Origin of the sequence: Curtobacterium sp. TC1 (genome assembly GCF_019844075.1) — a bacterium.
GTDB lineage: Bacteria > Actinomycetota > Actinomycetes > Actinomycetales > Microbacteriaceae > Curtobacterium.
Window position 1 is genome coordinate 2400860 of record NZ_CP081964.1, and the last position, 23492, is coordinate 2424351.

At 72.6% G+C, this 23492-nt stretch carries 24 protein-coding genes; 12 read left to right on the plus strand and 12 right to left on the minus strand.

Features of this window, described 5'->3' with window-relative positions; translation table 11 throughout:
• Positions 1-78: 78 nt before the first annotated feature.
• Together KZI27_RS12430 and KZI27_RS12435 are read right to left on the minus strand one after the other, a co-directional pair.
• Positions 79-1524 (minus strand): amidase, encoded by a 1446-nt coding sequence (locus KZI27_RS12430; protein ID WP_222657867.1) that lies wholly within the window; start codon positions 1522-1524, stop codon positions 79-81.
• 55 nt (positions 1525-1579) lie between these two features.
• On the minus strand, positions 1580-2446 hold the full coding sequence (locus KZI27_RS12435; RefSeq protein ID WP_222657868.1) for a 3-hydroxyacyl-CoA dehydrogenase family protein: 867 nt from the start codon (positions 2444-2446) through the stop codon (positions 1580-1582).
• A gap of 79 nt (positions 2447-2525) precedes the next feature.
• Between KZI27_RS12435 and KZI27_RS12440 the strand changes: the two genes are divergently transcribed.
• Genes KZI27_RS12440 through KZI27_RS12450 form a run of 3 tightly spaced genes read left to right on the plus strand, consistent with a single transcriptional unit; the run spans position 2526 to position 4867 of the window.
• Entirely contained in the window at positions 2526-3290 is a 765-nt protein-coding gene (locus KZI27_RS12440) for an acetoacetate decarboxylase (protein ID WP_222657869.1), read from the plus strand.
• Positions 3291-3299: 9 nt separating this feature from the next.
• Positions 3300-3983, plus strand: a complete 684-nt coding sequence (locus KZI27_RS12445) for a TetR/AcrR family transcriptional regulator (RefSeq protein ID WP_222657870.1) — start codon at positions 3300-3302, stop codon at positions 3981-3983.
• A complete protein-coding gene (locus KZI27_RS12450) occupies positions 3980-4867 on the plus strand; it encodes an alpha/beta hydrolase fold domain-containing protein (protein WP_222657871.1) in 888 nt (295 codons plus the stop codon). Before KZI27_RS12445 ends, KZI27_RS12450 begins: the two co-directional genes overlap by 4 nt.
• A 99-nt stretch (positions 4868-4966) precedes the next feature.
• On the opposite strand, the gene KZI27_RS12455 is transcribed toward KZI27_RS12450, so the two are convergent.
• On the minus strand, positions 4967-5866 hold the full coding sequence (locus KZI27_RS12455; RefSeq protein WP_222657872.1) for an NmrA family NAD(P)-binding protein: 900 nt from the start codon (positions 5864-5866) through the stop codon (positions 4967-4969).
• 116 nt (positions 5867-5982) lie between these two features.
• Between KZI27_RS12455 and KZI27_RS12460 the strand changes: the two genes are divergently transcribed.
• Positions 5983-6297, plus strand: a complete 315-nt coding sequence (locus KZI27_RS12460; RefSeq protein WP_222657873.1) for a hypothetical protein — start codon at positions 5983-5985, stop codon at positions 6295-6297.
• A gap of 68 nt (positions 6298-6365) precedes the next feature.
• Here the strand turns inward: KZI27_RS12460 and KZI27_RS12465 are convergent, their stop codons facing one another.
• Together KZI27_RS12465 and KZI27_RS12470 are read right to left on the minus strand one after the other, a co-directional pair.
• Positions 6366-6671, minus strand: coding sequence for an EthD family reductase (locus tag KZI27_RS12465; RefSeq protein ID WP_123312361.1), 306 nt, complete (start codon positions 6669-6671; stop codon positions 6366-6368).
• Between the two features lie 85 nt (positions 6672-6756).
• A complete protein-coding gene (locus KZI27_RS12470; RefSeq protein WP_222657874.1) occupies positions 6757-7173 on the minus strand; it encodes an HIT family protein in 417 nt (138 codons plus the stop codon).
• A gap of 81 nt (positions 7174-7254) precedes the next feature.
• Here KZI27_RS12470 and KZI27_RS12475 point away from each other — a divergent pair, with 81 nt between their 5' ends.
• Together KZI27_RS12475 and KZI27_RS12480 are read left to right on the plus strand one after the other, a co-directional pair.
• The gene (locus tag KZI27_RS12475; protein WP_222657875.1) at positions 7255-8919 is read left to right on the plus strand and encodes an ABC-F family ATP-binding cassette domain-containing protein; all 1665 of its coding nucleotides are present in this window, start codon (positions 7255-7257) and stop codon (positions 8917-8919) included.
• Positions 8920-8984: 65 nt separating this feature from the next.
• Positions 8985-9899, plus strand: a complete 915-nt coding sequence (locus tag KZI27_RS12480) for a L,D-transpeptidase (RefSeq protein WP_222657876.1) — start codon at positions 8985-8987, stop codon at positions 9897-9899.
• Here KZI27_RS12480 and KZI27_RS12485 read toward each other — a convergent pair.
• Both KZI27_RS12485 and KZI27_RS12490 read right to left on the minus strand, forming a co-directional pair.
• Positions 9896-10423, minus strand: coding sequence for a gluconokinase (locus KZI27_RS12485; RefSeq protein WP_222657877.1), 528 nt, complete (start codon positions 10421-10423; stop codon positions 9896-9898). The genes KZI27_RS12480 and KZI27_RS12485 overlap by 4 nt on opposite strands.
• The gene (locus tag KZI27_RS12490; RefSeq protein WP_222657878.1) at positions 10420-11970 is read right to left on the minus strand and encodes a GntP family permease; all 1551 of its coding nucleotides are present in this window, start codon (positions 11968-11970) and stop codon (positions 10420-10422) included. Before KZI27_RS12490 ends, KZI27_RS12485 begins: the two co-directional genes overlap by 4 nt.
• 205 nt (positions 11971-12175) lie before the next feature.
• Between KZI27_RS12490 and KZI27_RS12495 the strand changes: the two genes are divergently transcribed.
• Complete coding sequence (locus tag KZI27_RS12495; protein WP_222657879.1) at positions 12176-12874, plus strand: FadR/GntR family transcriptional regulator; 699 nt, start codon at positions 12176-12178, stop codon at positions 12872-12874.
• A 194-nt stretch (positions 12875-13068) separates the two neighbouring features.
• Here KZI27_RS12495 and KZI27_RS12500 read toward each other — a convergent pair whose 3' ends face one another.
• From KZI27_RS12500 to KZI27_RS12520, 5 genes are all read right to left on the minus strand, one after another.
• Positions 13069-13671, minus strand: coding sequence for a GNAT family N-acetyltransferase (locus KZI27_RS12500; RefSeq protein ID WP_222657880.1), 603 nt, complete (start codon positions 13669-13671; stop codon positions 13069-13071).
• A 53-nt stretch (positions 13672-13724) separates the two neighbouring features.
• Positions 13725-14408, minus strand: a complete 684-nt coding sequence (locus KZI27_RS12505) for a uracil-DNA glycosylase (protein WP_222657881.1) — start codon at positions 14406-14408, stop codon at positions 13725-13727.
• Positions 14409-14413: 5 nt separating this feature from the next.
• Positions 14414-15133: a Type 1 glutamine amidotransferase-like domain-containing protein gene (locus KZI27_RS12510; RefSeq protein WP_222657882.1), complete on the minus strand. Its 720-nt coding sequence runs from the start codon at positions 15131-15133 to the stop codon at positions 14414-14416.
• Positions 15130-15663: a phosphoribosyltransferase gene (locus KZI27_RS12515; protein ID WP_261783890.1), complete on the minus strand. Its 534-nt coding sequence runs from the start codon at positions 15661-15663 to the stop codon at positions 15130-15132. Before KZI27_RS12515 ends, KZI27_RS12510 begins: the two co-directional genes overlap by 4 nt.
• A 106-nt stretch (positions 15664-15769) precedes the next feature.
• Positions 15770-16543: an SDR family oxidoreductase gene (locus KZI27_RS12520; RefSeq protein WP_222657883.1), complete on the minus strand. Its 774-nt coding sequence runs from the start codon at positions 16541-16543 to the stop codon at positions 15770-15772.
• A gap of 120 nt (positions 16544-16663) precedes the next feature.
• Between KZI27_RS12520 and KZI27_RS12525 the strand changes: the two genes are divergently transcribed.
• From KZI27_RS12525 to KZI27_RS12545, 5 genes are all read left to right on the plus strand, one after another.
• Positions 16664-17752, plus strand: coding sequence for an acyltransferase family protein (locus tag KZI27_RS12525; protein WP_194647913.1), 1089 nt, complete (start codon positions 16664-16666; stop codon positions 17750-17752).
• Between the two features lie 211 nt (positions 17753-17963).
• Entirely contained in the window at positions 17964-19295 is a 1332-nt protein-coding gene (locus tag KZI27_RS12530; protein WP_222657884.1) for a bifunctional o-acetylhomoserine/o-acetylserine sulfhydrylase, read from the plus strand.
• A 265-nt stretch (positions 19296-19560) separates the two neighbouring features.
• A complete protein-coding gene (locus tag KZI27_RS12535; RefSeq protein ID WP_222657885.1) occupies positions 19561-20763 on the plus strand; it encodes a homoserine O-acetyltransferase in 1203 nt (400 codons plus the stop codon).
• A 180-nt stretch (positions 20764-20943) separates the two neighbouring features.
• Positions 20944-22101, plus strand: a complete 1158-nt coding sequence (locus KZI27_RS12540; RefSeq protein ID WP_222657886.1) for a sensor histidine kinase — start codon at positions 20944-20946, stop codon at positions 22099-22101.
• On the plus strand, positions 22098-23423 hold the full coding sequence (locus tag KZI27_RS12545) for a hypothetical protein (RefSeq protein ID WP_222657887.1): 1326 nt from the start codon (positions 22098-22100) through the stop codon (positions 23421-23423). Before KZI27_RS12540 ends, KZI27_RS12545 begins: the two co-directional genes overlap by 4 nt.
• The last annotated feature ends 69 nt before the right edge of the window (positions 23424-23492 follow it).

Consider the following 23492-nt stretch of genomic DNA (forward strand, 5'->3'; position numbering starts at 1 on the left):
GGAACGACAACATCGACGTCGTACGACATCGGGAGTGTCGTTCCAGGTCGCCGCGCGAGTTGCACCCGCGTCAGGCGGTCAGGCGGTCCAGGCCGCCGGGTGCCGCCGCTGCCACCGCAGCCGACGCTCGAGCTGGGCCCCGATCGCGAGCAGGACCCGCTCGCCCCCCGGACGCCCGATCAACTGGACGCCCATCGGCAGGCCGCCACCGTCCGGGTGGTCGTCGGCGGTGACCCCGACGGGCAGGGTGATCGCCGGCAGCCCCGCCACGTTCGCCATCGAGGTCCAGGGCGAGTAGGCGCACTGGCGGCGGAAGTCCTCGTCCGGGTCGTCGCCGTACCAGCCGAGCGGCCTCGGGGTCAGCGCGAGCGTCGGTGACAGCACGGCGTCGAACCGGTCGAACGCGCCGATCAGCGTCGCCGAGAACGTGTCGAGCGTGGTCATCGCGTCGAGCACCTGGGTGCCGGTGAGCCGCCGTCCCCGTTCCACGAGCCACGCCACCAGGGGCGTCAGCGCGGTCAGGTCGATGCCGGGGACCATCGGCAGCCGCGCCGCGGAGCTCTCCCAGGCCACCCGGAACGCGTCGGCGTACGGCGCCCGGGGCATCTGCACGTCCTCCACGCCGTGCCCCACCTCGCCGAGCACCCGCACCGCGGTCTCGACGGCAGCGCGCGCCGCGGGGTCGACCACCACGTCGACGGTGTCGTCCCACGGTGAGCCGTCGAGCAGTCCGACGACGAAGCGCCCCTCGCCGCGGACGGCCGCGGCGGTGAACGGGCCGTCACCCACGTCCGGCGTGACCAGGGCGTACGGTGCCGGCTCCGCCAGCCCGGTGGGCGCCACGAGCGCGTCGAGCAGCATCCCGGCGTCCGCCACCGACCGGGTCAGCGGCCCGGCGACGGACAGTCCGCCGACGCCGGAGCGACCGGGCATCGACGGCACCCGCCCACGGCTCGGCTTGAGGCCGACGAGTCCGGTCGCGGCGGCCGGGATCCGGACCGAACCCCCACCGTCGGACCCGACGGCCGCCGGCAGCAGTCCGGCCGCGACGGCGACCGCCGCGCCGCTCGACGACCCGCCGGGCGCACGGCCCGTGTCGTACGGGTTCCGCGTCACCCCGAACCGGGTCTCCGACGACGAGGACATCCCGAACTCGGGCGACGTCGTCTTGCCGAGGCTCACCGTGCCGGCCGCGTCGAGCGCCGCGACCAGCGGGTGGTCGGCCCCGGCGGGGCGCTCCGGCAGGCTCGCGGTGCCGCTGCGCGTGGGGACCCCGGCGCGGTCGTACAGGTCCTTGTCGGCGGACGGGAGGCCCCACAACGGTCTGGACGTCGGCACCAGGTGGCCGAGACGGTCGGCTCTCGTGCGCGCTGCGTCGGCCGTGACCGTCACGAACGCGCCGAGGCCGGGATCCAGGCGCTCGATGCGGGTGAGGTAGTGCTCGGTCACCTCGAGCGCGGTCGCCTCCCCCCGGCGGATCCAGTCCCAGAGTTCCTGCGCGGCGAGGTGGTGGAGTTCGAACACGGTTCCCGAGCCTAGGCGGCGTCGGTGCTGGTCGTCCGACAGTGCTGGTCGGCCGTCAGTGCTGGTCGTACCGGTAGAAGCCGCGCCCGGTCTTCACGCCCAGGTCGCCGGCCTCGACGTACTGCCGGAGCAGCTGCCGCGGACCCTCGGGCAGGTGCGGGTCCTCCGCCGCGTAGTGCTCCTCGATGTCCAGGACGACGTCGAGCCCCACCTGGTCCATCATCCGGAACGGACCCGCGGGCGACCCGGTGTTCACCGCGAACATGGCGTCGACGTCCTCGGGCGTGGAGACCCCGTCGGCGACGACGGCCAGCGACTCGCGCTTGATGGCCGCCCAGATGCGGTTGAAGATGAACCCGGTCGACTCCTTGCGGGCGACGAACGGGCGGACACCGTAGGTCGGCAGGACCTCGAGCAGCAGGTCGACGACCGCGGGGTCGGTCTCGCCGTCGCTCATCAGGTCGACGGCGTTCTGCGCCGGCGGCATGTAGAAGTGCATGTTCAGCACGCGCTCGGGGTGCTCGACCTCGTCGATCATCAGTCGGCTCGCGTACGACGACGAGTTGCTCGCCAGGATCGTGTCCGCCCCGACGGCGCGGTCGAGCTGGCCGAACACCGTGGTCTTGAGGTCGATGCGCTCCGGGATCGCCTCGACGACGAGCCACGCACCGGCGACGGCCGCGTGCAGGTCGTCGAACGCGCGGACGGTGCCGACCGCGCCGCCGTCCCGCGCGGCGGCGAGCGCCGGGAGCTCGCGCTCGACGTACTCGACGGCGGCCGTGCGGACCGGTTCGGCGAGATCGTAGACACGGGACTCGCCACCGGCGCTGGCGAACATGAGCGCGATGCGCCGGCCGAGGGTCCCACCGCCGATCACGGTGACGGGTCGGTTGCGGATGTCGGTCGGCAGGGGGAAGCCCATGGTGTCCTTCGTTCTCGGGTGTACGTTCGATACACAACGTACTCAGTACGGATCGTATTGCAACCGACAAGGAGTTCTCATGCAGGCCTCGGACGTCCTCCGCCACGCCACCACGCCCCTCACCGCGCCGGTGTACCCGCTGCGACCGACGCGCTTCACCGACCGCGAGTACTTCAACGTCGTGTACCGGACCGACCCCGACGCACTGCGGGCCGTGGTGCCGGAGCCGCTGCGGGTGGACGCCCCGCTGGTCCGGTTCGAGGTCATGAAGATGGGCGACGTCGACGGGTACGGCCCGTACGTCGAGTCCGGTCAGGCGATCCAGGTCACCCACGACGGCGAGGTCGGCGAGTACCTGCACGCCATGTACCTCGACAACTCCGCGGCGACGCTCGCCGGTCGCGAACTGAGCGCCTACCCGAAGGTGCTCGGGACCCCGGGCTTGCGCGTCGACCAGGGCGCCCTCGTCGGCACGCTCGACCGCGGTGCCGAACGGGTTGCGACGGCGACCATGGCGTACCAGTGGGAGCCGATGGACCCGGTCGAGGCCGCGGCGCAGATCACGGTGCCGACCTGGATGGTGAAGCTCGTCCCCGACGTGACGACGCTGGGGCTGCGGGCCGCCGACCTCGTGCGGACCGAGATCACCGACATCGTCGTGAAGGGGGCCTGGACCGGGCCCGCCCGACTGCAGCTGTTCGAGCACGCCCTCGCGCCGATGGCGGACCTGCCGGTGCTCGAGGTCGTCAGCGCCTCACACGTCCTGACCGACCTGACGCTCGCGCCGGTACGGTCCGTGCACGACTACCTGGCGGACCCGCGCCGGTCGGACGACGCCTCCTAGGATGAACCGGTGTCCCCACGAGTGAGCGACGACCCCGCCGCACGCGCCCGACCCGTCCGGCGACGCAGCAGCACCCGTGCGGAGCTCGTCCGCGCCGCCGAGGCGCTGTTCGACGAGACCGGCTCGGCCTCGGCCAGCGTCGAGGCGATCGTGGCGCGTGCGGGCTTCACGCGCGGGGCCTTCTACTCGAACTTCGCGACGACCGACGAGCTCTTCTTCGCGGTGTACGAAGCGCAGGAGGCCGTGGTCGTCGAGCGGCTCGAGGACGGCTTCCGGGCAGCGCTCGACGCGACCGACCCGCAGTCCGTCGACGCGATCGTCTCCGGGGTCCTCGGCGGCCTGCCACCCGAGGGCAAGTGGTACGCGATCCGGTCGGTCCTGCTGTCGCGGGCACGCCACGAGCCCGAGCTCCGGGCGCTGCTCCGCACGCACACCGACGCCTTCCACGCCGCGCTCGAACCGCTGCTCGTCGAGTCGGTCACGGCGCAGGGCCGACGTCTCACCGTCGCGCCGGACGTCTTCACGCGTGCGGTCGTCGCCGCGCACGTCGGCGCGGTCAGCCAGACGGTGCTCTACGACGACGCGGCGACCATCCGCGTCGCCGCGGTGCGGGGCGCGCTCCTCGGGCTCAGCGAGCCGGTGCGCGAGCCCGACGGCGCCGACGACACCGCCGACGCGGGAGGCGCAGCGTGATCGTCCCCGAAGCCGCGGTCCCGCTGTTCCTGCGGGCCACGCACGCGAACGCGCCGTTCGTCACCGAGGCGGGAGCGCACCGGGCCGTCCGCCGACAGGCCCTCCGCCCCGAGCCCTTCGGACCACCGAGGCGCCTCCGGCCCGACGTGCGCGTCGACGTCCACCGTCAGGCCGGCTCCCCCGTGTACACCGTGACGCCGAGCCGCCAGCCACCGCTCCGCGACGTCGTGTACGTGCACGGCGGCGGGTGGGTCCACGAGATCGCCCCGCAGCACTGGGCGCTCATCGCCCAGCTCGCAGCCGAGGCGCGCGCCACCGTGACCGTGCCGATCTACCGACTCCTGCCGGACGGCAACGCTCGGCAGGCGCACGACCTGGTCATCGACGTCGCACGCCGCGTCATCGACCGGCGCGGACGGGTGCACCTGGCCGGTGACTCCGCCGGTGGGCAGATCGCGCTCTCCGTCGCCCAGACCCTGCGCGGCCAGGGCGTCCGTTCCCTCCGGACCGTCCTGGTGTCACCGGCACTCGACCTCGGCTTCTCGAACCCGCGCATCCCCGAGGTGCAGCCGAGCGACCCGTGGCTCGGTCGCGACGGGGGCCGTGTCCTCGGTCACCTGTGGGCCGACGGCCTGTCGATCGACGACCCGGACGTCAGTCCCCTGTCCGGTTCGTTCCACGGCCTCGGCCCGATGCTCGTCCACACCGGGACCCACGACGTGCTGAACCCCGACGCGCACCTGCTCGTCGAGGCCGCCCGGGCCGCGGGCGTGGACGTCACGCTGCGCGAGCTGCCCGGCGCCCTGCACGTGTTCCCCCTGCTGCCGACGCGCAGCGGACGAGCAGCACGGCAGGAGATCGTCAGGGCCGTCCGCGGCGCCTGACCGTCAGCGCAGGACCCGGCCGGCGCGTGCCCGTGACGGCCACGGCGGCGGACCGCCGGCCGTCCTGCGCGACGCGGGGCGGGCCTCCCGGCCTGACCGTCAGACGCCCAGGTGGGCGGCGAGCACGTCGCGGACGCTCGTCCACCCGTGCGGACCGTAACGGTCGTCGTCGACGTGGTGCAGCTCGGCCTCGCCGCTGAACATGCTCACGAAGTACTGCATGCCCTGCCACGCCGGGAACGGTTCGGCGTCGTCCTTCGACAGCCGCCGGCCGACCCGGGCCATCGCCGACAGCGTGCCGGTCGTGCCCGCCCACTGCAGCCGGAACGGCGTGCCGGTCAGCCGTGACATCGTGTCGGCGATCGACCGTGCCGTGACGCGGTCACCGGCGACCTCGACCACACGGGGGGCGTCCGCGTCGAGTGCGACGAGCGCCGTCACGCGCGCGACGTCGTCCTTCGTGGTGAAGTCGAGGACCTGGTCGGCCGACGACCAGTAGAGCACCCGCTGGCGGTCGAACAGGATCAGCGGTGCCTGACCGGTGAGCATGTCCGTGAACGCCCCGTTCAGCACCGAGGTCGCACGGATCGGCGCGGCGTCGAGGGCGGCGGCGAACTCGCGGCGGAGCTCGAAGTTGCGGTTCGAGCCGGGGGTGATCGACCGGTAGTCGGCGGCGTAGTCCGAGGGGATGAACCGCGGGACGCCGGCCTCGACCGCGGCGTCGAGCATGGCGCGCTGCGCGTCGACGATCACGGCGCGGGTGCCGCTCACCGCGGAGACGACCACGTCGACCCCGGCGAGTGCGGCCGACAGAGCCGTTGCGTCCGAGTAGTCCGCGGTGACGACGTCGATGCGGTCGTCGTCGGCGAAACGGCGCTGTACTGCGTCGCTGCTCGGGCGGGTGAGGACGCGGACGCGGGTGTCGTGCTGCAGGAGCTCGTGCACGATGCGTCCGCCGAGGTCTCCGGTGGCGCCGGCGACGAGGACGGTGGTGGTCATGGCCGCCACGCTACGGGTGCGCAGGCGCGACGGGCACAGGTGCGCCGGCGGCGGGCGCGCTGGCGGCGGGTGGACGGGCGCGCTGGCGGCGGGTCCGCTGGCCCTATCCTGCGGAGGTGGACACGACTCTCCCCTCCGGCACGACGAAGCGCCGGATCGAGCTCCGGCTCGCTCGCCCCCTGCTCACCTGGTCCGCCCGCCCCACCGTCACGATCGACGGGGTCGGGCACCCGGCGCAGTGGGGTACCGGCACGTGGGCGGTCGCGGACGACGGCCGCACCGTGATCGGCGTGTACCTGTTCAACCGGGCATGGCGCTTCGGTGGAGCGACGCTGTCCGTCGGCGACGCGGCCGTACTCGAGTACCACGCCGGCCCGTTCCCGCTCGGCGCGGGCAGGCTGACGCCGGTGCCGAGCCGAGACTCGCGCTGAGCGACAGTCCTCGCGGTTCCGGACCCGAGGAGTGTCGCTCAGCCCGAGACCCAGCCCGGCCGTCGGTGCTACTCGTGCTCGATGTCGGAGAACAGGCCGGTGAACGTGGCGCCCGTCCCGCCGAGCCGCTCGAAGAACGCGCCGGCCTCGGCGGTCGCCACCGCGTCGGACGCGTCCCCGTACGAGGCGAAGTACAGGTCGAGGGTGCGGTGGGCCGGGGTCGGGGTGCCGTCCTCCTTCGGCCAGACCTTCGCAGCCTCGAGGCGCTGCAGGCCCGGCAGCTTCGCGGCGAGGGACTCGAGCTCCACGTAGGACTGCTCGAACGCGGACGGGTCGGCCGGGTTGTCGATGATCAGGGTGATCTTCGTGGTCATGGTGTGCTCCTGGAGGTGTCGGTGGGACGGCGTGACGGTGCAGCGCCCACTCCACTCCGTTCCGCGCACCGCTGCCCGGGATCGGCTACTCGAACATCTCGGCGAGGAGTGCGTGCGGGTCACCGTCGACGACGTGTGCCGAGGGCGGCTCCGGCCAGTGCGTCGTGCCGTCGTCCGGCCAGCACGGCACGACGTGGAAGTGCAGGTGCCGCACGCTCTGCCCGGCATCGGCGCCGGAGGCCTGCAGGACGACGGTGCCGGTGGCGCCGAGCGCGCCCCGCATCGCCCGTGCGACACGTTGCGCGAGCGCGACGGTCGCAGCCAGCGCGAGCGGTGCGGCGCCGAGCAGGTCGTCGGCGTGCTCGACCGGCGCGACCAGGGTGTGCCCGGGTGCGAGCGCGGACCCGGGCAGCGGCGCGAACGCCACGGCGTGCTCCTCGCGCTCGACCCAGACGGCCGGTTCGTCGCCGGCGATGATCGCGCAGAAGACGCAGGGTCCCATCCCACCAGTGTGCTGCACCCGGAGTCCCGGGCACTCTGAGCACGGTGCCGTGCGCGCTCCGCCACGTGGGACGATTGGCGCATGACCGCCACGCTCGTCGCCAAGGGCCTGTCCGGCGGGTACGCCGCACGCACGCTGTTCGACTCCCTCGACCTCACCGTGGCGCCGGGCGACGTGATCGGTGTCGTCGGCGTGAACGGCGCCGGCAAGTCCACGCTGCTCCGGCTGCTGGCCGGCGTCGACGAGCCCCTGGCCGGCACGGTGTCGCTCGCACCCACCGACGCGTTCGTCGGCTGGCTCCCCCAGGAACACGAGCGGATCGCCGGCGAGACCGTCGCCGGGTACATCGCCCGCCGGACCGGGTCGGCCGAGGCGACCGAGGCCATGGACGCCGCGGCGGCCGCGCTCGGCGACCCGGACGCCGGTGACGCCGCCGCAGACCGCTACTCGACGGCGCTCGACCGCTGGCTCGCCGCGGGCGCCGCGGACCTGGAGGACCGCATCCCCGCCGTCCTGGCCGACCTCGGGCTCGAGACCGGCGCCGACGACGACGGTGTCGGACCGGACTCGCTCATGACCACGCTGTCCGGTGGGCAGGCCGCCCGGGTCGGACTGGCGGCGCTGCTGCTGTCGCGCTTCGACATCGTCCTGCTCGACGAGCCCACGAACGACCTCGACCTCGACGGGCTGGACCGGCTCGAGGGATTCGTGCGGGGCCTGCGCGGCGGCGTCGTGCTCGTCAGCCACGACCGCGAGTTCCTGGCGCGCTCGGTGACGAGCGTGCTCGAGCTCGACCTGGCACAGTCGTCCAACCGGCTGTTCGGCGGCGGGTACGACTCGTTCCTCGAGGAGCGCGAGATCGCCCGGCAGCACAAGCGCGACGCGTACGACGACTACGCCGCGACCAAGGCCGACCTGGTCTCCCGCGCCCGGACGCAGCGCGAGTGGTCGAGCCAGGGCGTGCGCAACGCGATGAAGAAGGCCCCCGACAACGACAAGATCCGCCGGAAGGCCGCCTCGGAGTCGAGTGAGAAGCAGGCGCAGAAGGTGCGGCAGATGGAGTCCCGCATCGCGCGGCTCGACGAGGTCGAGGAACCACGCAAGGAGTGGCAGCTCGAGTTCACGATCGGCAGCGCACCGCGGTCGTCCGCGGTCGTGGCAACGCTGTCCGACGCGACCTTCACGCAGGGCGACTTCGCCCTCGGTCCGGTGTCGCTGCAGGTCGACGGCGGCGACCGCATCGGGATCACCGGACCGAACGGCGCCGGCAAGTCCACGCTGCTGCGTGCGCTGCTCGGCAAGCAGGTGCCGACGACCGGCACGGCCTCGCTCGGATCGAGCGTCGCCGTCGGCGAGGTCGACCAGGCCCGCGCGGCCTTCACCGGCGACCAGTCCCTCGCCGCCGCGTTCGAGGCGATCGTCCCCGAGTACACGACCGCGGACGTCCGGACGCTGCTGGCGAAGTTCGGGTTGAAGGCGGACCACGTCGGGCGTCCCGCGTCGGCGCTCTCCCCCGGCGAACGGACCCGCGCCGGACTCGCGCTGCTGCAGGCCCGCGGGGTGAACGTGCTCGTGCTCGACGAGCCGACGAACCACCTCGACCTGGTGGCGATCGAGCAGCTCGAGCAGGCGCTGGATTCCTACGACGGCACCCTGCTGCTCGTCACGCACGACCGGCGCATGCTGGAGACCGTCCGCCTCGACCGGCAGTGGCACGTCGACGCCGGCCACGTCACCGAACGCTGACCGACACCACGAGCACACACCCAGACGACGAGCGCACGCTGGACCAGGAGCACAGGGGGATGCCGATGCGACGCAGGAGCTGGATCGCCGTGGCCGCGGGCGCCGCTGCGGTCGCCGTCGCGGCCATCGTCGTCGTGGGGGTGACCGCCGACCGGCCGGACGCCGACCCGAGCCGCGCCGCACGGGCCGCGCCGACCGCGGCGCCGACGCCGACCTCCACCCCGACGCTCGCAGCCGTCCCCCGAGCCCCGTCGGCCGCCGCCCTCGCCGCACTGCCCCTGGCGTTCCACGACGGCGTCGTCCCCGAACTCCTCGACGGCGGGGACGTCCGCCCCGCGGACACCTGGCAGATCGCCACCCCGCGGCACGACCTCGTGGCCCTGTACGCCAGCCCGTCGAGCCGCGCGCGTCCGGTGGCGACGCTCTCGCACCGGGTCTCGACGATCGACCTGCCCGCCGCCACCGCCGTCTGGGGCCGGTCTCCGGGTGTCGACGGCGGCATGCTCCTCGTCTCGACCCCCGCCCGGAACCGCACCCCGGGCGACGGCGGCGACCCGGACGCGTCGAGTGCCACGTTCGCCTGGGCGAGGGCCGCCGACTTCACCATCGCCGAAACCGACCGGATGATCCACGTCGACGTCGCCCGCAGCACGGTGTCGGTCGTCACCCGGAGCGGCGACGTCACCGCGACCGAGGCTGCTCGGCTCGGCACTCCCGAAGACCCCACGCCGACCGACACCGCCACCTACGTCGAAGCGGCGTACGTGGACACCCGTGTGACCTACACGCAGGGCAACCCGATCATCCTGACCGGGGCGCACTCGTCACGGATCCCGTCGTACGGCGGCAACGCGGCCCTGACCGCGTTGCACTACTACCCCGACCCGACCGGCAGCTCGCACGGGTGCGTGCGGATCTCAGCGGAGATGACCCGCACCCTCGCCGCCCTGCCGGTCGGCACCCCGATCCGGTTCAGCTAGCGGCCGACGCCGAGCCCGAGCCGCTCGACGACCTCGGCGCTCTCCTCCTCCGGAGTACGGTCGGCGGCGATCGTCAGGTGCGCCTCGTCGTCCTGCGGCGGCTCGAGCGTCGCAAGCTGGGACTGCAGCAGCGACGTCGGCATGAAGTGGCCGGACCGCTGCGACATCCGCTGTTCGATCAACGCGCCGTCACCGGCCACGTGCACGAACACCACGCCGGGCGCCCGCAGCACGTCGCGGTACGACCGCTTCAGTGCCGAGCACGTGACGACACCGTGCGTCCCGGCGTCGAGGTGCCCGCGGATCCAGCCGGCGACGACGTCGAGCCACGGCCAGCGGTCCTCGTCGGTGAGCGGTGTGCCGGCGTGCATCTTGTCGACGTTCGCCTGCGGGTGCATCGCATCGCCCTCGGCGAAGTCCCACCCGAGTTGCTCGGCGACCATCGCCGCGACGGTCGACTTGCCGGAACCGGAGACCCCCATGACGACCAGGACGCGCGCATCCAGAGCGGAGTCGCCGCTCATCGGATGAACACCCCGGCCAGCAGGACCCCGAGCAGACCGAGCACCGAGATGAGGCACTCGAGCACCGTCCACGTCTTGAAGGTCTGCCCCACGGTGGTGTTGAGGTACCCCTTGACGAGCCAGAACCCGGCGTCGTTCACGTGCGACAGGAACACCGACCCGGCACCGATCGCCAGCACGAGCAGCGAGGTCATCGGCGAGGACAGGTCGGCGGCGATCGGCGCCATGATGCCCGCCGCGGTGACGGTGGCGACCGTGGCCGACCCGGTCGCGACGCGCACCAGGGCCGACACGACCCAGGCGACGAGGAGCACCGAGATGCCGGAGTCCTTCACGGCGTCCGCGATCACCCCGCCGATGCCCGTGTCGATGAGCACCTGCTTGAAGCCACCGCCGGCACCGACGATGAGCAGCACCCCGGCGACCGGGGGCAGTGCGCTCTCGAGCGACTTCGCCACGGCGGACCGGTCCATGCCGCCGCCGATCGCGAAGAAGACCATCGCGTAGATCGCGGCGATGCCGATCGCGATCATCGGCGACCCGAGGAAGTCGAGCAGGCTCACCCACGAGCCGGCGGCGTCGGGCATGGTGGCCTCGCGGATGGCCTGGGCGAGCATGAGGACGACGGGCAGCAGGATCCCGACGAGCGCGACGGTGAAGGACGGGCTGCGCGGCTCGCTGATGACGCGCGTGAAGTCGCTCTTGCCGTTGGGCAGGGACGCGGTGTCCTGCGTGGCGGGGCCGCGCCGGGCCTCCCGTCCGCCCGAAGCGGGGTCCTGCGGACCGGACGCCGCCCCGGAGTCCGAACCACGCGACCCGAACAGGTCGGGGGCCGGGATGTCGACCCAGCGCGCCGCGAACTGCGCGAAGACCGGACCGGCGAGCACGATCACCGGGATCGCCAGCACGATGCCGAAGGCGAGCGTGGTGCCGAGGTTCGCGCCGACGGTGGAGATGGCGACGAGCGGGCCGGGGTGCGGCGGGACGAACGCGTGCATCGTCGACAGGCCGACCAGGGCGGGGACGGCGATCTTCATGATCGGCACGGAACTGCGCTTGGCGACCAGCACGATGATCGGGATGAGGAGCACGAGGCCGACCTCGAAGAACATCGGCAGGCCGATCAGCGCACCGATCAGGGCCATCGTCCACGGCAGCGCGGCCTTCGACGACCTGCGGACGAGGGTGTCGACCACGCGGTCGGCAGCACCGGAGTCGACGAGCATCTTGCCGAACATCGACCCGAGGCCGACCAGGATGCCGACGCTCGTCATCGTCGCGCCGAAGCCGTTGCCGAAGCTCGTGACCGCCTTGTCGGGCGCGAGCCCCGCGCCGATGCCGACGCCCAGGGCACCGATCACGAGCGCGATGAACGGGTGCACCTTGAGCCAGGTGATGAGCGCGATGATCACGACGATGCCGACGAGGGCCGCGATGATCAGCTGCGGGATCGGGCCGGACGGGTCGACCGTCTCGGTGCCGCCACCCTCGGCGGCGAGGACCGCACCGACGGGGTGCGCGAGCGCGTGGACTGGAGCGTGAGGCATCGGTGCCCCTTCCTGGAGCCGCTGCCGCGCGGCTCCGTCGCCTTGGTGTCGAGGGCGGCTGGCGCTGCACGAGCCGACCCTCAATAATCTGATTAATCAGACTATACGACGATCCGCCGCGCGCCATCCGCCCTCGGACGCAGTCTGCCGTTTCGATGGGACCGACGTCACGCCGACCGCGCGACACGTACTGCATGGAGGAACGATGCCCCAAGCACGCGGACTGCACGCCCACGTGCTCGACACCCTCGGGCAGCGCATCGTCGACGGCGCGCTCGAGCCCGGCACGGTGGTCCGCCCCGAACTCGTGGCGGACGAGTTCGGCGTGTCCCGGTCGGTCGTCCGCGAGGCGCTCCGCGTCCTGCAGTCGCTCGGCCTCGTCGAACCCCGGCAGCGCGTCGGCACGCAGGTGCTCGGCATCGGGTCGTGGGAACTGCTCGCACCGACGGTCATCCGGTGGCGCGGCGCGTCGCCCGCGTACTTCGAGCAGCAGCGGGAACTGCTCGAGCTGCGGCTGGGCGTCGAACCCGTCGCGGCGTCGCTCACCGCCGGCGGCTCCGGGGCGTCCGCCGTCCTCGACGCCGCGCAGGACATGCTCGCCGCCTGCGCGCGCGAGGACAGCCGCGCGTACCTCGAGGCCGACGTCCGCTTCCACCGCGCCCTGCTCACCGGGTCCGGCAACGCCGTCTTCGCGCACTTCGCGGGCACCGTCGAGGCGCTGCTGCGCACCCGCACCTCGGAGTCGCGCGACACCATCACGCGCTGGACGCGCGAGGCCGCCCTCCGGCACGAGGCCGTCGGTCACGCGCTCGTCGCGGGCGACGGTGCCGCTGCCGCAGCCGCGACGACGGCGCTCGTCGGTGTGACGCGCGACGAGTTCATCGCCGAGGCCCCGCTGCCCTGACGGGGTGTGCGGGGGCGGGCGAGGGGCGGCACGCCGTGCGCTGGTCGTCGAGGTTCCACAACACGCCGTGCGCTGGTCGTCGAGGTTCCACAACGCGCGCGATCGCACGCCGAGATGCGCAGATTTCGGAACCTCGGCGCGGCCCGAGACGCGACCGAACGACGGACGACGGACGACGGACGACGGCCCGACTACTACCTGCGCGCGAAGAGGCGCGGGCCGCGCAACCGCAGGCGCATCGTCACCGTGCCGAGCCACCGGTCGTACTTGTAGCCGACCTTGCCCATCCGACCGACCTCCTCGAAGCCGAGCCGCTCGTGCAGGCGGATCGAGGCCTCGGCCTGCCGGTCGGCGATCACTGCGACGACCTCGCGGACCCCGGCGGACCGGCACTCGTCGAGCAGCGCCTCCATGAGTGCACGCCCGAGCCCCTTGCCGCCGGACGCCGCTCCGAGGTAGATCGAGTCCTCGACCACGCGGTTCGACCGGTCGCGCGGGTTCCAGGCGTCGACCAGCGCGTAGCCGAGGATCTGCCCGGCGGGGTTCTCCGCGACCAGGAACGGCAGCGTGCGCTTCCGGATGTCGTCGTAGCGCTGCTTCCAGCGGGCGAAGGTGAATGCCGACGGGTCGAAGGTCACCGACGAGTTGCGGACGTAGTGCGTGTGGATCTCACGCACGTCGGGCAGGTCGCTCACCTCGGCGGCACGGATCCGGTACTCGAACGCGGTCTCGCTCGCCGGACGGGCACGCAGGTGTCGCGGCAGGACCCGCCGTCGCTGGTATTCCTCCTCGAGCACGGACCCGAGCCTAGTGAGCGCGGCGCGTCAGCGCCCGGGGCGAGCGCGGCGCGTCAGCGCCCGGGCAGCGACCAGTCGACCGGCGTCGCGCCCTGCTCCTCGAGCAGCGCGTTGACCTGCGAGAACGGACGGCTACCGAAGAAGCCCCGCGAGGCGCTCAACGGGCTCGGGTGCGCCGACGCGACCACCGGGGTGTCACCGAGCAGCGGCCGGACGGACGCGGCCTGCGCACCCCAGAGCACGGCGACGAGCGGGGTCCCCCGGCCGACCAGTGCGCGGACGGCCTGGTCGGTGACGGCCTCCCAGCCCTTGCCGCGGTGACTGCCGGCATCGCCCGCACGGACCGTGAGCACCCGGTTGAGCAACAGGACGCCCTGGTCCGACCACGCGCGCAGGTCACCGTGCGCGGGTGGGGTCACGCCGACGTCGGCGCTGAGCTCCTTGTAGATGTTCGCCAGACTGCGCGGCACCGGGCGGACCGCGGGATCGACGGCGAACGACAGTCCGATCGGGTGGCCGGGCGTCGGGTAGGGGTCCTGCCCGACCACGAGCACCTTCACGGCGTCGAAGGGCGTGGTGAAGGCCCGGAGCACGTCGGCGCCGGCGGGCAGGTAGGTACGGCCAGCCGCAGTTTCGTCGCGGAGCCACGCACCCATGCGGTGCACGTCGTCCTCGACCGGAGCGAGCGCCGACGCCCAGCCGGGGTCGACCAGGTCGGCGAGCGGTCGTGGTTCCACGACGGCTACGCGCCCATCGTGGCGACGGCCACGGACTCCTCGCCGGCCATGACGCGCCAGACGCTGCCGGTACCCCGGACCTCGAGCGCGCCCTCGCCGACGACGAGTGCGGTGTCCTCGTCGATCGCCAGGCCGGCGGTGACGAACTCGGCTTCGGCGCTCGCGATGAGACGGGCGAGCGTGCCGGCCTGCACCGCGTGCACGTCGATGGTCAGGTCGACCAGGCCGAGGCCCTCGCGGAGCTCGACCTCGTCGAGGCCCTCGGAGGCTTCCTCGGGGCAGATCTCGACGCCGCCGATGCGCCAGCCGCCCACGAGCGCGCGGTCGGCGGCGATCATCGCGCCGGCGGAGTAGCCCAGGTAGGGCAGACCGTCGGCGACGAGCAACCGGAGTTGGTCCACGAGCGGGGCGATCGCGCCGAGGTAGTCGGGCGTGACGCCGCCACCGACGACGAGCGCGTCGACGTCGCTCAGCACGGTCGTGTCGAACACCTGGCCGGCCGCGACCTCGGTCACGACGACCTCGGCCGCGCGGGCACCACCGAGCACCCCGGCGATGTCGGCGGTCGACGACGGGCTGCCGCCGTCGGGGCCGGCGACGGAGAGCAGGGCGATGCGCGGGACCGTCCGGCCGACGGCAGCCGACCGTGCGGTGGCCTCGGCGAGGAAGGGCGCTGCGGCGTCCGAGGCGGCGAAGCGTCCGCCGCCGACGAGGTGGATGCTCACGACTCGGCCGTCACCGGTGCGAGGGCGCTCCACGGGAACGTGATCCAGCCGTCGACTCGGCGCCAGACGTGGTCGGGCTCGAGAACGGTGCCGGGCTTCGAGTACAGGCACGCGCTGCGGACGTCGGCACCGGCGTTCCGGATGATGTCGACCACCAGGCGCAGGGTCCGACCGGAGTCGGACACGTCGTCGACGACGAGCACGCGCTTACCGGCCAGGCTCGGGGCGTCGAGCGCGGGTGCGAGCACGACGGGCTCCTCCAGGCGCTGCTCGACGTCGGTGTAGAACTCGACGTTGATCGAGCCGCACTCCTTGGTGCCGAGCGCGTACGCCACGGCACCGGCGATGATCAGCCCGCCACGGGCGACGGCGACGACGACCTCGGGCTCGAAGCCGGAGGACAGCACGTCCTTCGCGAGCAGGCGTGCGGCGTCACCGAACTCCAACCATCCGAGCACCTCGGGCCCGCTCGTCACGGTCACGGTCGACTGAGCCGGCGCCGTGGGCTCGGGTTCGCTGCTGATCGGCATCCGACCACGGTACCGGCAGGGACCCCGCGCCCGCGACCCGTGGTCACCGCCCGGGCGCTGCGCAGCGGATCAGCGTGGGCGCTGCGCAGGGGATCAGCGTGGCGGCTCAGCGCGGCGTGAGCGTTCCGCGCGCGAGCTTGTGCTGCGCCGACTGCGCGACCGGCCGGATCGTGACCAGGTCGAGGTTCACGTGCGCCGGCAGCTCCACCGCGTGCACGATCGCCTCCGCGACGTCGTCGGCCACGAGCGGGCCCGGCACGTCGTCGTAGACCGCTGCGGCCTTCTGCTCGTCGCCGCGGAACCGGGTGAGCGCGAACTCGTCGGTCTTCACCAGTCCGGGGGCGATCTCGACGACGCGGATCGGTTCGCCGTTCAGCTCGAGCCGGAGCGCGCCGACCAGGGCGTGCTCGGCGAACTTCGCGGCGTTGTAGCCGCCACCGTTCTCGTACGCCACGAACCCGGCCGTGCTCGTCACCGTGACGATGTCGGCTCCACCGGTCGCACGGGCACGGTCCCGCAGGTGCGGCAGCAGCGCAGCGACGACACGCTTCGTGCCGATCACGTTGACCTCGAACATGGCACGCCAGTCGTCGACGTCCGACTCCTCGACGCTGGCCGAGCCGAACGCGCCACCGGCGTTGTTCACCAGGACGTCGGCGCCGCCGAGCTCGGCGACGCGTGCGGAGAGCGCCTCGACGTCGGCAGCGCTCGTGATGTCCGCCACCAGGACCTCGGCCCCGGTCTCCGCGGCGAGCGCCTCGAGCTTCGCCACCCGGCGGGCGACGGCCAGCACGTCCCAGCCCCGCGACCGGAACAGCCGGACGGTGGCCGCCCCGATGCCCGAGCTCGCTCCGGTGACGACTGCGCGCCGTGCTGCCATGTGATCTGCCTCCTGGGTCGGTGACCGGGCGACTGATCGCCCCGGTTCCGGGACGACTGCTCGCCCCGGACCCCCACCGTACCGACCCTCCCAGGTCACGATCCGGTAACGTGACCGACGATGACGACGGATGCCGCCCCTCCCGCACCCTCGGCCCCGGCGACGCAGCTCGAACCCGGCCGGGCACCGCGCCGTATCCCCATGTGGGACACCGCGCGGTTCGTCGCCGTGACGCTCGTGGTGATCGGTCACGCGATCCAGCGCCAGACGACGGCGAGCGAGCACGCCCTGGCGCTCTACACGTTCATCTACGCGTTCCACATGCCCGCGTTCGGTGTGATCAGCGGGTACTTCTCGTCGGCGGACACCCCGACGGCGAAGCGCATGCGCCGCACGATCACCGACATCGTCGTGCCGTACATCATCATGCAGACGATCTGGACCGTGGTGCAGGGCATCGTCGAGGGCGGCAAGGACTTCAACCCGACCCAGCCGACCTGGACCCTGTGGTTCCTGCTGGCCCTCGGCATCTTCAAGCTGATCCTGCCGTACCTGGCGCAGCTGCGGTGGCCGTTGTTCTGGGCCGTCGTGTTCAGCATCGGCGTCGGGTACTTCGACAACGTCGACTCCACGCTGTCCCTCTCACGCGCGATCAGCCTGCTGCCGTTCTTCCTGCTCGGGTGGCAGGTCAAGCAGTGGGGGCTCTTCGACCGCTGGTACGAGGCCTCGCGTCGCACCGTCGTCCGGGTGCGTGTCGCCGCCGGTGTCGTGTTCGCCGCGTGGGCCGTGTCGTGCGCGGTGTGGATCCCGCAGTTCAAGGAGTTCGACCTGCACCACTGGTTCTTCTACGACGACTCGTACTCGGGTCTCGGCGAGGACGCCTGGTGGGCCGGCGCCGTCCGGTTCGGGCTGATGCTGCTCGCGACACTGCTCACCGCGTCGTTCCTGGTGCTCATCCCCCGCCGGAACATCTGGCTCACGCAGTTCGGTGCGGCGACCATGTACGTCTACCTGTTGCACACCTTCGTGCTCTACCCGATCCGCGAGTCCGGTGTGCTCGCCGGCCCGCACTCCGCGTGGCCGTTCGTGCTGCTGATGGTCGCGATCGCCTGCGCGGTCAGTCTCTTCCTCGCCCAGCCCTTCGTGCGGCGCGGGATGCGCTGGCTGCTGGAACCGAACGTCGGCTGGCTGTTCCGCCGCGATCGGTGACGTCCCCGCTCGGTCGCCGCCGTCAGACGAGCGCGCAGGCTCGGACGGGAGGCCCGTGGCGCGTCGGGCGTGCGCGTTACGTCCCGAGGCGGGTGCGCTGGTACCAGCGCGACCACCTGCGTACCGTGACACCCGACGCACAGCCGCGCCGCGCCTCCAGGCCGAGCGCAGGGCGACCCGACGACCAGCCGCACCGGACAGGAGCACCAAGATGACCGAGCACGACGCCGCGCAGTGGCGGTTCGAGACCACCCAGGTCCACGCCGGCGCACAGCCGGACCCGACCACGGGCGCCCGCGCCACCCCGATCTACAAGACGACCTCGTACGTCTTCGCGAACTCGGACGAGGCCCGCGACCTGTTCGCCCTCGCCAAGCCGGGCAACATCTACTCCCGGATCATGAACCCGACGAACGACGTCGTGGAGCAGCGCATCGCGGCGCTCGAGGGCGGCAGCGGCGCACTCCTCGTGGCGTCCGGTCAGGCGGCGGAGACGTACGCCGTGCTGAACATCGCGGGGGCGGGCGACCACATCGTGTCGTCGTCGTCGATCTACGGCGGCACGTACAACCTGTTCAAGTACACGCTGGCGAAGCTCGGCATCGAGACGACGTTCGTCGAGGACCAGGACGACCTCGAGGAGTGGCGGCGCGCCGTCCGCCCGAACACGAAGCTGTTCTTCGCCGAGACCATCGGCAACCCGAAGATCAACGTCCTCGACATCACCGGCGTCAGCGACGTCGCACACGAGTCCGGCATCCCGCTGATCGTCGACAACACCATCGCGACGCCGTACCTGATCCGTCCGTTCGAGCACGGGGCCGACATCGTCGTGCACTCGGCGACGAAGTTCCTCGGTGGCCACGGCACCGTCATCGGCGGCATCATCGTCGACGGCGGGAAGTTCGCCTGGTCGCAGCACCCGGACAAGTTCCCGGAGTTCAACACGCCCGACCCGTCGTACCACGGTGCGGTCTTCGCGGAGGCGGTCGGCAACGAGCTCGCCTACATCGTGAAGGCGCGCGTGCAGCTGCTGCGCGACCTCGGGGCGTCGAACTCGGCGGACACGGCGTTCGCGCTGCTGCAGGGCATCGAGACCCTGTCGCTCCGCATCGAGCGCCACGTGTCGAACGCGCAGGAGATCGCCGAGTGGCTCGACCGCCACCCGGACGTCGCCACCGTCGCCTACGCCGGCCTGCCGACGTCGCCCTGGTACGCCGCGGCGAACCGGTACGCGCCGAAGGGCGTCGGCGCCGTGCTGTCGTTCGAGCTCAAGGGCGGGGTGCCGGCGGGCAAGGCGTTCGTCGACAACCTGCAGCTGTTCTCGCACCTGGCGAACATCGGCGACGTGCGCTCGCTCGTGATCCACCCGGCGTCGACCACCCACTCGCAGCTCACGCCCGAGCAGCAGCTCACCACCGGGGTCACACCGGGCCTGGTGCGGCTGTCCGTCGGCATCGAGAACATCGAGGACCTGAAGGCCGACCTCGAGGCCGGACTCGCCGCGGCCCGTGCGGTCTCGCAGGAGGGGCAGCGCGCGTAGCGTCCGCCGGGCACCGAGGCACGGCGCGCTCGATGCGTGTGCATGTTGCGACGTCCCACGAGTCGATCGACTCGTGGGACGTCGCTGGTTGCGCACGCATCCGGTGCGTGTGCATGGTGCGACGATCCGCGAGTCGAACAACGCGCACGATGTCGGAACATGCGCACGCAAGCAAACGGCGAGCGCGGCCTGCGACCCGGCCAGGGGGCGGACGTGACGTAACACGGCGGCGGCGAGCCGCGCCTCCCGGCAGACTGGACCCACCATGGACTGGCAGACGACCCCTGAGGACTCCGTGCCGTCCACCCTGGTGCCCGGCGCCGAACTCGGCACCCTCGGCAAGCCGCCCGTCACGGGCGCCTGGCGCCCCGGCGACCACCCGGGTGCGCGGCACTTCGTGTCCCTCGGCGAGCAGTGGGTGCGCGGCGGCCGCCTGCCGGCCGTGCGCGTCGCCTACGAGACGTGGGGCACGCTCAACCCGGCACGGGACAACGCCGTCCTGCTCTTCCACGCCCTGACCGGCGATTCGCACGTCGCCGGCGCTCCCGGTCCGGGACACCGCACCGCCGGCTGGTGGGGCGACGTCGTCGGCCCCGGCCTGGCGATCGACACCGACGAGTGGTTCGTGATCGCGCCGAACATGCTCGGTGGCTGCCAGGGCACGACGGGGCCGTCGTCGGTGTCCCCCGCCGGCGTCGAGTGGGGCTCGCGGTTCCCGTTCGTCACCGTCCGCGACCAGGTCGAGGTGCAGCGCCAGCTCGCCGACCGACTCGGCATCGACGTGTTCGCGGCCGTCGTCGGCGGGTCGATGGGCGGGATGCACGCCCTCGAGTTCGCGGTGTCGCACCCCGCGCGCGTCCAGCGGTTGGCGGTGCTGGCGTCGACGGCGCAGACCACGGCGGACCAGATCGCGGCGAACTCGCTGCAGCGCTCGGCGATCCAGATGGACCCGGCGTTCGCCGGCGGCGACTACTACGAAGCCCACGCCGGCGAGGGACCGCACCGCGGGCTGGCGCTCGCGCGGCGGATGGCGCTGATGACCTACCGGGCGTCCGACGAGCTGAACGGCCGGTTCGCCCGGTCCTGGCAGAGCGACGTCTCACCGCTCGGCGACGACGGGCGGTTCTCGGTGGAGAGCTACCTCGACTTCCACGGCAACAAGTTCACCCGGCGTTTCGACGCATCGTCGTACATCACGCTCACGCACGCGATGGACTCGCACGACGTCGGCGCGGGGCGGGGCGGTGTCGCGGCGGCGCTCGAACTCGTGACGGCGCGCACGCTCGTCGTGGGGATCTCGAGCGACCGGCTGTTCCCGATCGAGGACCAGCACCGGATCGCCGCCGGGGTCCCGGACACGGTCGACGGGGACACGGCCGCCGTCATCGAGAGCGAGTTCGGGCACGACGGGTTCCTCATCGAGCACGAGCAGGTCGGCGCGCACCTGCGGCGGTTGCTCGACGACTGAGCGCGGCGCGCGCGGCACGCACCACGGCACGCGCGCGGCTGCGCCGCATCACGCGCGGCGGCGCGCCGAACACCCCCCAACGGGTGTCGCCCGTGGTTGGATGGCTGCGAGCCCGGACTGAACGAGGCTCGGTTTCCCCGCACGACCCGTCACACCAGCTCGTCACCAACCAGGACATCGATGGACTTCATCGCACAGGAACGCGACCGCTTGCTGCGGGCGACGACCCGTGTCGTGGGCATCGTCTGCGCGCTCGTCAGCGTCGTCGGCGTGGTCTCCGCCGCCGCGGTCCCCGCTCTGCCGCTCGTGGGCGCCCTGCTCTGCATCGCCGCGATGGTGGCTTCGTTCGTGTTCTTCGGGCGCAGCGGCTCCGTGTGGTGGACCGCCGCGATCCTCGTGACGGGGCTCGCGTCCCTCGCGGTCCTGTTCTCCGGGGCGGACGAGTCGGTCCGCCCGCTCGTCGCCAGCGCCGTCATGACACTCGCCGGCGGTTCGCTGTCCGCACCGTTGATGGCGCAGCGCGGGCAGCCGGTCGGCCTCGGGCTCACGATCGCCGCCGGTGGTGTCGTCGTGGTCGTGATGGTCTGGGCGACCGGCGGGTTCCTGTCGACGCCCGTCAGCGGCGCCCTGCTCGGCTGGGTGCTCATCGCGGTGGTGGCCGTCTGGATCTCGCGCAGCATCCCCCGCGTCGCGCGACGGATCTACAGCATCGGCACCGCGCACCGCGCCGAACGCCAGGCGAGCGAGACCGAGGCGCAGCGGCGGCAGGGCGCTCGGCTGCTGCACGACACGGTCCTCGCGACGCTCACGCTCCTCGCCCACTCGGGCGTCGGGGTCTCCGAGCAGGCGATGCGCGAGCAGGCCGCCGAGGACGCCCGGCTCCTGCGCCACCTGCGACTCGGCGCGACCCCGCAGCCGTCGCAGTCCGGCGACTACTCGCTCACCCGCGAAGAGGAGTCGCCGCTCGGCCAGACCCTCGAGTCGGTGAAGCAGCGCTTCGGCCGGATGGGCCTCGAGGTCAGTTGGCACGGCACCGGCCAGGTGCTGCTGCCGTCGCACGTGCTCGACGCCTTCCTGCTGGCGCTCGGCGAGTGCCTCGAGAACGTCCGCCGGCACGCCGGTGTCGGCGAGGCGCACGTCACGATCGTCCACGACAACGACATGGTGCGCGCCATGGTCACGGACTCCGGTGTCGGGTTCGACCTGACCACCGTCAGCGCCGAACGACTCGGCTTCAAGGAGAGCGTCGTGAGCCGTCTGCGCGAGGTCGGCGGCGACGCCAAGCTCTTCTCCGCGCCGGGTTCCGGCACCACCGTCGTCCTGGAGGCACCGCGATGACCCGGGTCCCCGAGGACACCATCAGCCGCGGCCTGCCCGGTGAGTCCAGCGGCCAGCAGCCGCCCCGCACCCGCCGCGAAGCGCGCGAGCGCTACCGCACCAGCGAACGCCGGCAGGCCCGCGGACTCCCCTCGACCTCGACGGGCGCACGGTCGCTCCGCCAGGCCGCCAAGCCCGGCGCCTCGCTCGGTGCCGGCTACCTCGGCCTCGGCGCCGCGGTGCTCACCGCGATCGAGGCCGTGTCCGGCATCGTGTACTTCCTGGTCCGCTGGTCCGAGTTCTCCGACCCGTGGCTGCCCGCCGCCGCGTGGGCGCTCTACCTCGTCGCCGCGGTCGGTGTCGGCCTGAGCGTGCTGACCTACGGCGAGCGGTTGACCGGACTGGCGTTCGTGCTGATCTGCGTCGTGCTCGCGTGCGTGGTGACCCTCGACTTCATCGGGATCTGGCCCGAGCACGACATCGCGCACACGGCGTCGGCGTCGATCGCCGCGGGCTTCGCACTGCTGCCGATCGCCACGCTCCGGCCCGCCCGTGAAGTCGCCGCCGCCATCGCGGTGCTCGGCCTGGCGTTCATCGGCATGAGCGTCGCATCGACCCCGATCACGAACGACACGCTGCCCGGCATCGTGTCCCTGCTCGCCCTGGTCGTCGTGCCGCCGTCGATCGCCCTGTACGTCGTGCAGCGGTTCCGGCAGCTCGTGCAGCGGGAACTCGACCGCGTGCTCGTGCAGAGCAACGTGCAGGCGCCGCAGTTCGCCGTCGGCATGCTCGCCTCGGACGAGCTCGCCCGGCTCGACCTGGCCGCCGAGAAGCTGCTCGACGCCGTCGCGAACGGCACCGATCCCCTGCCACTGTCGGACGCCTCGAGTTCCGTCGCGGCCTCGCTCGCGACCGAGCTCCGGCTGCACCTCATCGAGGGCCGTCGCGAGACCTGGCTCTACCACGCGATCACGGAGTCGGACCACCTCGGCCGCTCGGTGAGCGTCGCCGACCCCGGCGCGCTGGCCGGCCACCTCACCCCCGCCCAGCGTGACGGGCTGCTGCAGGCCCTGTGGCAGATGGTCGGCGACGGCCGCACCGCCACCCCCGGCCTGCCGGTCGTCTCGGTCACGCTCGGGCCCGTCGGGTCCGACGGCCACCCCGTCACCGACGAACGGATGGACGTGCCGGTGGTGATCGAGTCCCGCGGTGTCCAACGCCGCAGGCTCGGCCCGACCGCGTGGAGCGCCCTGCAGCGCATCGGCCCGTACACCGAGACGGTCCGCGACGGCGCACTCCACATCGTCGCGCACTGCGTCGTGGACCGACATCCGTCGATGTAGCTGCCGGACACCCGGACAGCCTGCCCGTGTCACCTGCCCCTCCCTCCTAGGATCGGGCACGACCTGCCC

Coding starts and splice junctions, on each gene's coding strand:
- KZI27_RS12435 (WP_222657868.1), bottom strand. CDS start 2,446: ATGGGCTTCCCCCTGCCGACCGACATCCGCAACCGACCCGTCACCGTG.
- KZI27_RS12440 (WP_222657869.1), top strand. CDS start 2,526: ATGCAGGCCTCGGACGTCCTCCGCCACGCCACCACGCCCCTCACCGCG.
- KZI27_RS12455 (WP_222657872.1), bottom strand. CDS start 5,866: ATGACCACCACCGTCCTCGTCGCCGGCGCCACCGGAGACCTCGGCGGA.
- KZI27_RS12465 (WP_123312361.1), bottom strand. CDS start 6,671: ATGACCACGAAGATCACCCTGATCATCGACAACCCGGCCGACCCGTCC.
- KZI27_RS12470 (WP_222657874.1), bottom strand. CDS start 7,173: ATGGGACCCTGCGTCTTCTGCGCGATCATCGCCGGCGACGAACCGGCC.
- KZI27_RS12475 (WP_222657875.1), top strand. CDS start 7,255: ATGACCGCCACGCTCGTCGCCAAGGGCCTGTCCGGCGGGTACGCCGCA.
- KZI27_RS12480 (WP_222657876.1), top strand. CDS start 8,985: ATGCGACGCAGGAGCTGGATCGCCGTGGCCGCGGGCGCCGCTGCGGTC.
- KZI27_RS12485 (WP_222657877.1), bottom strand. CDS start 10,423: ATGAGCGGCGACTCCGCTCTGGATGCGCGCGTCCTGGTCGTCATGGGG.
- KZI27_RS12490 (WP_222657878.1), bottom strand. CDS start 11,970: ATGCCTCACGCTCCAGTCCACGCGCTCGCGCACCCCGTCGGTGCGGTC.
- KZI27_RS12495 (WP_222657879.1), top strand. CDS start 12,176: ATGCCCCAAGCACGCGGACTGCACGCCCACGTGCTCGACACCCTCGGG.
- KZI27_RS12515 (WP_261783890.1), bottom strand. CDS start 15,663: ATGCCGATCAGCAGCGAACCCGAGCCCACGGCGCCGGCTCAGTCGACC.
- KZI27_RS12520 (WP_222657883.1), bottom strand. CDS start 16,543: ATGGCAGCACGGCGCGCAGTCGTCACCGGAGCGAGCTCGGGCATCGGG.
- KZI27_RS12525 (WP_194647913.1), top strand. CDS start 16,664: ATGACGACGGATGCCGCCCCTCCCGCACCCTCGGCCCCGGCGACGCAG.
- KZI27_RS12530 (WP_222657884.1), top strand. CDS start 17,964: ATGACCGAGCACGACGCCGCGCAGTGGCGGTTCGAGACCACCCAGGTC.
- KZI27_RS12535 (WP_222657885.1), top strand. CDS start 19,561: ATGGACTGGCAGACGACCCCTGAGGACTCCGTGCCGTCCACCCTGGTG.
- KZI27_RS12540 (WP_222657886.1), top strand. CDS start 20,944: ATGGACTTCATCGCACAGGAACGCGACCGCTTGCTGCGGGCGACGACC.
- KZI27_RS12545 (WP_222657887.1), top strand. CDS start 22,098: ATGACCCGGGTCCCCGAGGACACCATCAGCCGCGGCCTGCCCGGTGAG.